Origin of the sequence: Limoniibacter endophyticus (genome assembly GCF_014652835.1) — a bacterium.
In the GTDB taxonomy this organism is placed as follows: Bacteria; Pseudomonadota; Alphaproteobacteria; order Rhizobiales; family Rhizobiaceae; genus Limoniibacter; species Limoniibacter endophyticus.
Map to the genome: position 1 here is coordinate 32,790 of NZ_BMZO01000005.1, position 11,913 is coordinate 44,702.

The 11,913-nt window shown below is 58.7% G+C and carries 8 protein-coding genes; 4 read left to right on the forward strand and 4 right to left on the reverse strand.

Annotated elements, in window-relative coordinates:
- Positions 1–102: 102 nt before the first annotated feature.
- The 3 genes from IE151_RS08180 to IE151_RS08190 all read right to left on the reverse strand — a co-directional run bounded on the left by IE151_RS08180 (position 103) and on the right by IE151_RS08190 (position 3,190).
- Positions 103–1,272, reverse strand: a complete 1,170-nt coding sequence (locus IE151_RS08180; RefSeq protein ID WP_189489522.1) for an ABC transporter substrate-binding protein — start codon at positions 1,270–1,272, stop codon at positions 103–105.
- A 135-nt stretch (positions 1,273–1,407) separates the two neighbouring features.
- Positions 1,408–1,830, reverse strand: a complete 423-nt coding sequence (locus tag IE151_RS08185; protein ID WP_189489752.1) for a cupin domain-containing protein — start codon at positions 1,828–1,830, stop codon at positions 1,408–1,410.
- A gap of 82 nt (positions 1,831–1,912) precedes the next feature.
- Complete coding sequence (locus tag IE151_RS08190) at positions 1,913–3,190, reverse strand: flavin-dependent oxidoreductase (RefSeq protein ID WP_189489523.1); 1,278 nt, start codon at positions 3,188–3,190, stop codon at positions 1,913–1,915.
- Between the two features lie 393 nt (positions 3,191–3,583).
- On the opposite strand from IE151_RS08190, the gene IE151_RS08195 reads away from it, so the two are divergent.
- The 4 genes from IE151_RS08195 to IE151_RS08210 all read left to right on the forward strand — a co-directional run bounded on the left by IE151_RS08195 (position 3,584) and on the right by IE151_RS08210 (position 11,035).
- Positions 3,584–4,546, forward strand: coding sequence for an AraC family transcriptional regulator (locus IE151_RS08195; protein ID WP_189489524.1), 963 nt, complete (start codon positions 3,584–3,586; stop codon positions 4,544–4,546).
- 125 nt (positions 4,547–4,671) lie between these two features.
- Positions 4,672–6,663 carry a BCCT family transporter gene (locus tag IE151_RS08200; RefSeq protein ID WP_189489525.1) on the forward strand — a complete coding sequence of 664 codons (1,992 nt, stop codon included), beginning with the start codon at positions 4,672–4,674 and terminating at the stop codon, positions 6,661–6,663.
- Positions 6,664–6,824: 161 nt separating this feature from the next.
- The gene (locus IE151_RS08205) at positions 6,825–7,967 is read left to right on the forward strand and encodes an exonuclease SbcCD subunit D (RefSeq protein WP_189489526.1); all 1,143 of its coding nucleotides are present in this window, start codon (positions 6,825–6,827) and stop codon (positions 7,965–7,967) included.
- Positions 7,964–11,035: an AAA family ATPase gene (locus IE151_RS08210; RefSeq protein WP_189489527.1), complete on the forward strand. Its 3,072-nt coding sequence runs from the start codon at positions 7,964–7,966 to the stop codon at positions 11,033–11,035. Before IE151_RS08205 ends, IE151_RS08210 begins: the two co-directional genes overlap by 4 nt.
- A 73-nt stretch (positions 11,036–11,108) precedes the next feature.
- On the opposite strand, the gene phnE is transcribed toward IE151_RS08210, so the two are convergent.
- Positions 11,109–11,912 (reverse strand): phosphonate ABC transporter, permease protein PhnE, encoded by an 804-nt coding sequence (gene phnE / locus IE151_RS08215; RefSeq protein ID WP_210310874.1) that lies wholly within the window; start codon positions 11,910–11,912, stop codon positions 11,109–11,111.
- Position 11,913: the final 1 nt, after the last annotated feature.

Sequence of the window (11,913 nt, forward strand, 5' to 3'; positions counted from 1 at the left end):
CATGTATCGCCACGCGGACGCGAATGGTCGCAGGTCCGTGTGGCAAATTCGGGATGCGAAATCATGGCGGGCGGCAGGGCGAACCTGCCGCCATGGCCAGAATTACATCTTGCACTCGGCGGCGTAATTATCCTTGTAATCGTCGAAGATCTTCTCTTTGAACGATGTCGCAAACTGTCCGTCTTCGCGTTTCACGACCTGCGTCAGGTAGAAGTCTTGGATAGGGAAGTGATTGTCGCCGAAGGAGAACTGGCCGCGCGGAGACTTGAATTCCGCGCTCTTCATGGCTGCTCGCAACGCGTCCTTGTCCTCGAGATTTCCGTCCACCTTCTTGATTGCGGAATCGATCAGCATGGCGGCATCATAGGCCTGCACGGCATAGGTTGCCGGTACGCGCTTGAACTTCTCCTCATAGGCGGCGGTAAATTCCTTGGCTTCCGGCGTGTCGAGATCCGGTGCCCAGTTCGACCCGGCAAAGAAGCCGATGGCTGCGTCTTGCTGTGCGGGCAGAGTGGTCTCGTCGACGGTGAAAGCAGAAAGGAACGGCGTGCCTTCAAGCCCTGCCTGGCGATATTGCTTGACGAAGTTCACGCCCATGCCGCCCGGCAGAAACGCATAGACGGCGTCAGGCGCATCCGCTGCGATTTGCGCCAATTCCGCGGAATAGTCGAGTTGGCCCAGCGGAACGTAGATTTCTTGCGATGCTTCGCCCTTGAAGGAGTGCTTGAAGCCGGCCAACGCGTCCTTGCCAGCCTGATAATTCGGCGCGATCAGCACGACGCGGCTGTATCCCTGGTCTTGTGCATACTTGCCGGATACTTCGTGCATCTGGTCATTCTGATAGGAGGTCACGAAGAGGTTTGGGTTGCAGTCCTTGCCGGCGAGGTTCGACGTGCCTGCATTGGTGCTGATGAGGAAGGCCCCGGAACTCGTCGCCGGCTGCACGATGGCATTCAGGACATTGGAGAAGATCGGACCGACAACAAAATCCACTTTGTCGCGCTCGATCATCTGCTGGACCTTGGTCACGCCGACATCCGGCTTCTGTTCGTCGTCCTGAACGATGATTTCAGCATTCAGCCCACCAAACTTGTTGCCGAGCTTTTCGGCAGCAAGGAGGAAAGCATCGCGCGATTGTTCGCCGAGCAGCGCAGAAGGCCCGCTCAGAGTATAGATGAGGCCGATCTTGACGGTTTTTTCCTGGGCCGTCGCTGCGCCCGTCAATGCTGTCGCGGTAAGCAGCGCCAGCGCTGCGCGTGTTATCGTCTTCATGGTTCCACCTCGGTTAAGCTTTGTTGCCTATTATGCTTTTTGCCGTCCTGGCGCGCGCCCCGCATCAAGGATGCAAAAGGGCCGCACCATCGCGAGCTGCGCAGGCTCCCATACCCGCGCCGCCCGATTGTCAGATCATTCCGCCGGCGGTGGCAGGAACTCCACCTCGTGCGCCGGCGCAATGCGAACGATTTCTGCCGGATCTGCGACATTGTCGATCTTCATGAAGAGGTCCCACAGTTTTGCGGTTGGGGAAACCCAGAAAATGCATTTCACGGGCTGTTCCGACTTGTTGAATATGCCGTGCGAAACATTACGCGGGAGGCAGACGAGGTCGCCAGCTTCGGCGACCGCTTCTTCGCCGTCGAGCAGCAGGTCGAACCGACCCTCCAGGACGTAGATGAATTCTTCCTGCGTCGTGTGAATATGGGGCGGCACGAAGGTTCCGGGCGGGAAGGTAGCATGCCAGGACATGGAGCTTTCACACAGATGCTTAGGCACGTAGGTCTGGCCCAGAATATGCCAAACGACTCCATCGACCGACTTGCCGGATTTCATCACCTCTGAGGGAAGTTCTTTCACTATTTTTCCTTTCAAGCTGTAGCGCGCAGACCGTTCGGCCCCACAAGGACGCGGGAGTTCAAATTGCTGCATTGTGTGGGTACTGAACCGGTGCGGCGGTTTGGTTGACTTGTGCTTGCGTGAAGCCGGCCTTGGCTGCGTAGCCGCGCACAATGGCTTCGCGTTCCGTGAAAGTGATGACGGCATCGAGATCGTCGCAGCCCTCGGGCGCACGGCGCTCAACTTCGTCGATGACACCTTCCGGCCCGCCCTTGCGATTGAGGCGCACGATCTCGGCCGTAGCGGGCAGGCGGATCGCCTGATAGGCGGCAAGCGCTGCGCGGCCATGTTCGGCGGAGGCCAGACAGTCGGCCAGCGTGCGCGCGTCTATGATCGCCTGGCTCGCGCCATTGGAGCCGACGGGATACATCGGGTGCGCAGCGTCGCCAATCAGCGCCACGCGCCCATCCGTCCACCAGGGCAGGGGATCGCGATCGCACATAGGATATTCGAAGAAGGTCTCGGTCGAGCGGACAAGCGCAGCCAGATCGATAATTGCGGGGTCGATGCCGAATTTCTCGACATGCGGCATGAGCTCCTCATGGGTCCCTCTGCGGTTCCAATCCTCGCGTTTCGGCGCAACGTCGCCCTCCGCTCCGGGGCGATAGGTTACGACCCAGTTGGTCAGCACCTTGCCAGGTTGAGAACCCCTGGCGATTGGATAAAGGACGAGCTTATAGGTGAAGCCGCCTGCGACGATCATGGTACGCCCGTCGAGGAAAGGTTCACGCTCAACGGCTCCGCGCCACATCATCACGCCATTCCATTTCAGCCCCGGCTCGGCAGGGAACATCTGCTTGCGGATCGCCGAATGAATACCGTCCGCAGCAATCAGCACGTCGCCGCTGGCGGCCTTGATACTGGCGCCCTCGGCAAAATGGGCGGTGGCGCAGGACTCGCTTTGAGAATAGCCGGAACAAGGTTGCGCGGTTACGATGGCATCGCTGCCCAACCGCTCCAGCACGGCATTGTAGAGCATCTTCTGCAGGTGTCCGCGGTGGATCGAAAATTGCGGCACGTCGAAGCCAGCATCCACGCCTCGCGGCTCGCGCCAGATTTCCTGGCCCGAACGCGTGGAATAGATGAGCTCACGGGTCCGGATACCGATGGCGTCGAGCGCGGGAAGGAGCCCTATCTCCGCCAGTTCCTTGATCGCATGCGGCAGCACGTTGATGCCGACGCCGAGTTCCTTCACTTCGGGTGCGGCTTCGAATATCTGGCAATCGATGCCGCGTGCATGCAGCATCAACGCGGTCGTCAGGCCACCAATGCCGCCTCCGACGATGATCGCTTTCATCTTCGTTCCCTTTATTAGCGTGCCTCGCTATCCGGGGATAAGGAGTCGCGCCTTCTTTTTTCTTTGCAGCGCTTCGTCTGCTTGAGCTTGATGCTAGAGGGGATCGGGCGGCTTTCTATCGCCAAACCGCCATGAAGTCGGCAAAGCGCCAAAAAGCGAATATGGCATCAATAGCCAGCCGGGGAAGGCCGTTGCATCCCGATGCCTCGGTCACGTTAGCGGCATACGCCTTTCGGGGTGCTTGCACCCTTTCAGGAGCGTGATACTTTAATCTTCAAATGTTGTGGCAATTCCAGCCAGCGCGGGAACCGCTTGCCTTCGGAAATTGTGTATAATGGAGCGGTCAAGCCTTTGGATTAAGGGTCAGGCCGCTTGAAAATGGGGAACAATCAGATGTCGAACGCAGGGTACATGTACCGGCTTTCGCCGTCGCTCGACTCCTTTCAGGCGACGATGTCGGGGCTTCTTCGGCCCTGCCGCATCAGCCAGAAATCGAGTCGCAGCTACCGCACGGAAGTTTCGCACGGCCGGATGAAACCGTTTGGTCTGACCGCTATCCGCATCGGCGGCCAGGCGCGGATCGAGGTTGACGCTCATCGCGACATGACGCTGCTGCAAATACCTTTGCAGGGCAATTTCATTTCGCGCGATCAGCGAGGTGATGGGTTGCTCTACAGTGCGGGCATCAATGCGCAGCTCGTCGATGCGCATTCCCCGATCGACCTGGAATTCCACCCGTCCACGCGTATGCTGATTTTCAATCTCAACGACAGCCAGATAGACATTCTCGGTGGCAAGGCGCTGGTTGAACAGTTCACGCATAACAAGCGCGTCATTTCGTTCAACACGGGCGCGGGCAGAGCTTTCTATCATCTGGCCGAATTCGTGATGAAGGAGATCGAGACCGATCGAGAAGCCTTTTTCGATGGCGGGTTGGCGGATCGGCTTGAGGACAGCTTGCTTGCCTCGCTTGCCGCCGCGCTCGATGCCATGCCTCAGCAGAAGCCGCGCGCCACGGCAGTACCATGTTATGTGCAGCGGGCCGAACGCTTCATGGCCGACAACCTCGACAAGAATCTCACGCTGGGCGAAATCGTTACCGTAACGGGAGCGAGCGCGCGTACGCTGCATCGTACCTTTCGCGAAGTGCGTGGCGACACACCACTCGGTGTTCTGAAGACGATGCGGCTTGAGAAAGTGCATGCTGAACTGATCCGAGGCACATGTGGCGCAGGCGATATCACGCGCGTCGCGATGCGTTGGGGCTTTAACCATATGGGTCTTTTCGCCGCGGACTACCGTAACCGTTTTGGCATGGCTCCCTCCGAAACAGTGCGGCGGGCGCGGTCAAGTTAACTGCTCCTGATGGAACCGAATTGCGTTATGATGCTTCCTGATCAAGTATGGGGGGATTCTGACCGGGTAGAAGTCGTCTTAAAATAGCGACGATCTAATTGGTCCTGCTATGTCAGGGGGTTAAATTGTTTTCCAAATTCGTCATCAATCCGCCCGTTTTTTTCGGCTCTATTGTTATCATCGCGCTGTTTCTCGCCGTGGGTGTTATCATACCCGAACAGGCCGAAGCCATCTTCGGTTCAATTCAGGCTGACATTCTACAGCGCTTCGGCTGGCTCTATCTTCTCGCGGTCGGCATCTTTTTCTTCGCGGTCGTTATTCTGGCTGTGGGCCGGTTCGGTGATCTGAAGCTCGGGCCGGATGATTCCGAGCCCGATTTTGCCTATGTTTCCTGGATGGCAATGCTCTTTGCCGCAGGTATGGGAATCGGCCTCATGTATTTCGCGGTCGGGGAACCAATCACCCATTACGCCGTCCCGCCGACCGCCGACCCCATGACGATCGCTGCACAACGCGAGGCGATGAGCGTTACGTTCTTCCATTGGGGCATTCACGCCTGGGCAATCTATGCGGTAGTGGGGCTGTCGCTGGCCTATTTCGGCTATCGCTATAATCTGCCACTGACGATACGTTCCGGCCTCTATCCCTTGCTCAAGCATCGCATCAATGGCTTCTGGGGGCATGTCGTCGATATTGCCGCGGTTTGCGGGACGGTGTTCGGTCTGGCGACCTCGATGGGCTTCGGCGTGCTCCAGATCAGCGCCGGCATCGAATATCTTCTCGGATACGATGCGAACGTAACGATGCAGGTGGGGCTGATCGCCCTCATCACAGCCGTTGCAACGATCTCCGTCGCAACGGGTGTCGATAAGGGCGTGCGTATCCTCTCGGAGCTCAATTTGAGCGTTGCGATCCTGCTCATGCTCTTCGTACTTGCAGTGGGCCCCACGTCGCAGCTCTTCCGCGATTTCGTGCAGAATATCGGTCTTTATCTCGATACGTTCCTGCTGCGCACCTTTAATATCTATGCCTATGAGCCGACGCCCTGGATCGACAGCTGGACGTTGTTCTATTGGGCCTGGTGGATTTCGTGGTCTCCCTTCGTGGGGATGTTCATCGCGCGTATCTCGCGCGGCCGCACGGTGCGGGAATTCGTGATCGCTGTGCTCTTCATTCCTGCCGGCTTCACGTTCTTCTGGATGACAGTATTCGGCAACACGGCCATCTTCATTGACCAGACGCAGGCGGCTGGTCAGCTTTCCAGGGATATTCAGGCAGATATTTCCGTTGGTCTGTTCCAGTTCTTCCAGTATCTGCCGCTTCCGGCGGTCACGTCGACGCTGGCAGTCATTCTCGTGGCAGTGTTCTTCGTCACGTCGTCGGATTCCGGCTCGCTTGTCATCGATACCATTGCAGCCGGCGGCGAAACGGAAACCAGTGTGATCCAGCGTGTCTTCTGGTGTGTGATTGAGGGTTTGGTGGCTTCCGTTCTGCTCGTCGCCGGGGGGCTGGCGGCGTTGCAATCGGCAACCATCGCTACAGCATTGCCTTTCACATTCGTCTTGCTCGTGCTCGTCTGGTCGCTGTTCCAGGGCATGAAGGCGGATGTGGCGCAAAAGTTTGCCAAGTCCACTAATGCGCCACATGCCTATCCGGCCTCAGGCGTGACCTGGCAACGACGTCTCGCAATGATCGTCAATGCGCCGAAGGCAAAGGACGTCGATCGCTTTATTAATGAGACGGCAGCGCAGGCCTTCGAGAAGGTGGCGGACGAATTGACCAGGCGTGGACGCCCAACAACGGTGGAACGCGATACGGAAAACGAAACGGTCTACCTGACATCGCCTGCCGAGGATTTCCGCAATTTCATCTACGGCGTGCAACGCAAGGAGCACAAGCTTCCCGCCTTCTCGGCATATGAAGCAGCGAAGATGGATCATCGTTACGAAGCCCGCACCTTCTTTTCGGATGGTTCTCGAGGCTACGATATTATGGGTATGTCGCAGGAGCAGATCATCGCCGATGTTCTCGCGCAGTATGAACGCTATCTGAACATCGTCCGCTCGAATGATACGACGTTGATGGTTGTGGCGCCGGAGCACTCCGAGCCCCTGTGATGATCGGTTGGTTTGGAAATCGCGCCGTCGCGTCGCTGGTTGATGCGGCGGCTTTCCGTGCCGGTGAGCTGTGGACAGCTCGACGCCCCCAGCCCTGCTTCTTGTTAGCGCTGCCGTTGATCATCTAGAAAAGGTCAGATGAAATCAGACGGACATAGCGCGTGAAAATCATCCACACCGCCGACCTGCATCTTGGTCGTCAGTTCAACGGTCTCGCGCTTGACGCGGATCATGAGACGATCCTTGATCAGATAGTTTCGGCGCTGGTCGATCATCGCGCGGACGCGCTGATTATCGCCGGCGATATTTACGATCGCGCGTCACCCCCGGCTAACGCGGTGCGGCAGTTCAACGACTTTCTGACGAAGGTTGCATCCGAGACGAAGGCTGCCGTCATCATGATCGCCGGCAATCATGATTCCGGCGACCGGATCGGGTCCATGTCGATCATGACGGATACAAACCGGGCACTCATTCGCGGCGTAGTCACGGCGGACGAAAAGCCGCTTGTTCTTGCTGATGCGCATGGCCCGGTGGCATTTTCCGGCCTGCCCTTCGCCTATGAATACGCCGCCCGCGAATGCTTTGCGGATGAAGCGTTGGAAACGCCGCAAGACGTTCTTGCAGCGCAAGTTGCGGCCGCACGCCGCAATGTTCCCGCTGGCGCGCGATGGGTTCTTGTCGCCCACGCTTTCGTGGCAGGCGGTTCTGGCAGCGACAGCGAACGTCCCCTGACCAGAGTAGGTGGCATCGAAACGGTAAGCCCCCAGATTTTCACCGGCGCCCACTACGTTGCACTCGGCCATTTGCACAAGCCGCAATCGGTCGGCTCCCATCACATTCGCTATTCCGGCTCGCCATTGGCGTTCGGCTTTGATGAGGCGGATTCCACAAAAGTCATGAAACTCGTGGAAATCGATGCGGCGGGGCAGGTTGCAGTCGAAGAGATAGCTTTCAAACCTGCTCGAAAGGTCAGTGTCATGCGAGGAAGACATGCAGAGCTTCTGCTCGGCCGACCCTCGAGCGATTTTGTCAAGGCGATCCTCACTGATGATGCACCGGTGATCGATGGCATGAAGCGCCTGCGCGAGGTGTTTCCCAACGCTTGTGAACTTTCCTACGAATGGAGTGAGCGAGCGCCTTCCATCAAATCCACGGGCGGAGTTGCTCGAGGGGTAGCGGATCCAGTCAACGTTCTCGGCGATTTTCTTGAACTCGTAAGGGCGGAGCGTCTATCGGGATCCGAACTGGAAGTCGCAGCAGCAGCACTCGGCCGGCTTCGTCACCAGGAAAATGCCGAATGAGACCCGTAAGGCTTACCCTTCAGGCATTCGGCCCCTACGCCAAGCGCGAAGTGATCGATTTTCGTGCCGCCATCGAAGCTGGTCTCTTCGGCATTTACGGCAAGACCGGCTCCGGCAAGTCGACCATCTTCAGCGCCATGACTTTCGCGCTGTTCGGGCAGCCGGCGAGGTCGGAGCAGGAAACGCTGTCGCTGCGCTCGGATCATGCGGATCCCGGCACGCCAACGGAGATCGAACTTGTGTTCGAGGTGGGCGGCAAGCGCTTCGTCGTGCTTCGTCGTCCCGACCAGATGCGACCCAAACAGCGCGGCGAAGGTGAGATACGCGACGCGCATGAGGCCTGGATCTTCGACGCGACGGGACTGCCTCTGGATGAGATTACAGAAAAACAACGCGGCAAGATCATTGCCGAGAAGAAGGTGCGCGAGGTCGACGCCGCGATCAGGGACATTCTCGGATACGGGCCGGAGCAGTTTCGTCAGATCGTCCTTCTTCCGCAGGGGCGTTTCGAAACCTTTCTGTCCGCAAAGACAAAAGAAAGGCTGGAAATACTCCGGGAGCTTTTCGATGTATCGCTGTACCAGAAGCTCATGGCCGATTTGAAGAGCGAGGCCGAAACGGCGGAACGACATGTGCGGACGGAGCGGGAAATCTGCGCAAGGCGACTTTCCGCCGAGGGGTTCGAGAGCACCGATGCCCTGATCGCCGGCATTGCGGATGCAGAAAAAGAACGTACGCAGCTCTTTGAACGCGAGGAGCTTGCGCGCAGTGCTTGCATGACGGCTCGCGCGGCGCTGCAACAAGGCCAGAAGCTGGAGGAGAAGTTTGTAACCTGCGAAAGGGCGCAGAAGATTTTCGCAGACCTTGAGATGCACAAGGATAGGGCCGATGCCCTTGCGGAGCGGGTAGCGCGAGCCGAACGTGCCAGTTCGCTTCTCGATATGGAGAGCTTCGTCAGCGAAACAGGGCGGGAAGCCGCCGAAGCGGAAAACAAGCTTCAGAACGCCCAGGCAATTGCGGAACAGGCCAGACAGAAAGCCGCGGCGGCAGGTGAGGCGCTTGAGAGGGAAAATCTCAGGGCCGCCGAGATGGACGAACTCCATCGAAAGATTGATGAACTCACTCGGTTCGGCGAAGCCATCGAGCGGGCCAAGGGCTGCGCCGATATGGTTCAGAAAGCCGAAACCGCCGAGAAAGAGGCTGTAAACAGGCTGAATGCCGACCTGAAAGAGCTGGCGCTGCGTCAACAGTCGCGCTTCGAGAGGGGCGAAGGCTTGAAACTCGCACGTCTTTCGGAAACGCGCCGGCGGGAGATCAGTGCGCGCGTCACGAATCTCGTGATGGCTCAGGTCATGGCTCGAAGCTATGAGAAGGCAGAGCGGGATGTCGCGCAGGCGAGGCAGGAGATCGACGAAAAGTCGCGCTCCTACGACAACGCGGTGCAAAATGCCGAAGAAGCTCGGGCAAAGCTCGGGGAAGCCGAGCACAATCTTCTTGCCGCGCAGGCGCTTCACCTCGCTTCCAAACTTGAAGATGGAGCACCTTGCCCGGTTTGCGGAGCGCTGGAACATCCGGCGCCCGCCATCGGGTCTATGGAGAATCCGGGTCTTGAGCGCGCAATCAGCGACGCAAGAACTGCCTGGGAGGCAGCCGACAAGGCTGTTCAAAGCGTAGCACAACTGTTCGCGGGAGCACGAAGCGTTCTCGCTGAGCGAGAGGGCGTGCTTGCAAATCTTGAACGTCCTGCCCGGTCCAGCAGAGAACTCACGGAAGATATAGAGACGGAACAACTGGCGCTCGATGGGCTGGGCCCAACGATCGATATAGCCGCGGCAGAAGCCGGATATGAAAAATCGGGCGAAGAAGTGACCCGCTGCGAGCACCAGCGCGACGCGCTGCGGGAGGTTCTCGCCGAACGGCGGCAGGAAGCGGCAGCGTTGAGGGCGCGGCTCGATGAAATGCTTGGTGCCGTTCCGCAGGCGCTGCGCGCGCCCGATGCGCTAACGACGGCCAAGGCACGGGTGTCCAGCGATTTCGCCGCTTTGCAGGCGGCAAGGGTTGCCGCGGAAAAGGCGGTAAACGAAACGCGTGAGGCAGCTTTCGGGGCGCAGAAGGATAATGAATCCGCGATCGAGACCTTGTCCGTGTGCCAGGAGCGCCATCGCAGGGCGAAAGAAGCGTTTTACGGCCGTTTGTCTGAAGCGGGCTTTTCCGAGGAGGCGTATCGCGATCTCAAACCAGCGATCGCCAACCGCGTGGCTGATCGGGAACGGGTGGAGGAATATCGACGCAAGCTCGAAAACGCCAGGGAGGTCGCGATCGTGGCCGCAGCCGAAGTAGAAGTACTGGAGCGACCCGACATAAAGTTTCTTGCCGAGACCAGCCGCACAGCCGAGGAAAACCTACTGGAGGTGACGCGGCAACACATAGCTGCGGAGAGCCGCGTGGATCATTTGACCCGGTTGCGCGATAGTCTGGCGGAGAATTTGCGTCGTCTCGACGAGGCTGAAGCCGCTTCCGGCCCTCTGCGCGCTCTTGCAGCCTTGGTGAATGGCAACAATCCGCAAAAGCTGAGTCTGGAAACCTTCGCGATCGGCGCCATGTTCGATCAAGTGCTCGAGGCAGCAAATCTGCGGCTCGGACCCATGACGGCAGAGCGTTATCGTTTGGAACGGGATATTGAAGGCGGGCGCGGCAGTCGTGGCCTTGGCATCCAGGTTTTCGATATGCACACCGGCAAGTCCCGATCCACCACGACCCTTTCCGGCGGGGAGACATTTATCGCAGCGTTGGCGCTGGCGCTCGGCCTGGCCGATGTGGTCGAGAGTGCGAGCGGCAAGGTTCGGCTCGATACGATCTTCATCGACGAGGGGTTTGGCAGCCTCGACACTGAAAACGGATCGGGCACGCTCGATCAGGTGCTGCAGATTTTGAACAAGCTCGTCAGCCAGAACCGTGCGGTCGGTCTCATTTCACATGTCACGCTGGTACAGGAGGCCATCCCGAACGGCTTCTATGTCAATAATGGTGCGGGCGGTGGCCGGGTTGAGGAGCGGGGGCTGAACTGACGCGTGAACGAGGCGGCGTGAGGAGCGACAAGACAGCTCTTCAACGGAGACGGGGCTGTGCTGAATGAAAAGGTCAGATCACCTTGCGCCTGATCGCAGCGGAAATTTGTTCAAAGCCAACGACGACGACGAGAATAACCAGGATGATGGTGAGAGCCTGATCGAAGCGGAAGAGGCGCATGGCAGTGGACAGTTCCACGCCAATGCCGCCAGCGCCGACAAGACCGAGAGTGACAGCGGAGCGTATTGCCTTTTCGACGGAAAAGAGGCTTGTTGCAGTCATGGAAGCGAGCGTTTCCGGTAAAATCGCCCCCATGATGATGGACGAGCGCGAGGCGCCGGTCGAGGTCAGGCCCTCGGTTGGCCCCTTCTGAACTTCCTCGATGCGTTCGGCAAAGAAGCGGGCGCAAAAGCCGATCGTATCGACGACGATGGCGAGAATTCCGGCAAGCGGACCAAGACCCACGGCCACCACGAAGATCAGCGCCCAGATGAGATCCGGTACCGTCCGCATGACAGCGACGGCGAGCTTCACGGCATTGCGCAGCCAGCCGATCCCACAGGTGTTGCGCGCCGTCAGGATTGCAAAGGGCACGCTGAGGATGACGCCGAAAGTGACGCCGACGATAGCCATGTTGAGCGTTTCCAGCATGGCCTTGGCAATAATATCGAGGCGCGACAGGTCCGGCGGGAAGGCCAGCGACAGGAAACGCCAGAGGTTGGTGGCACCGCGCCAGATGCGTTCGGGAGTAAGCTCGGCCGCTGCAATGCCTTGAACGAGAAAGGCAAGGAAAGCGATCAGTATCAGCCAGGCGCCGATTGACGGAGAACGGAAGCGGGCGGGCAAAGAGGGACGTTCGGGATGAATGACGGACATG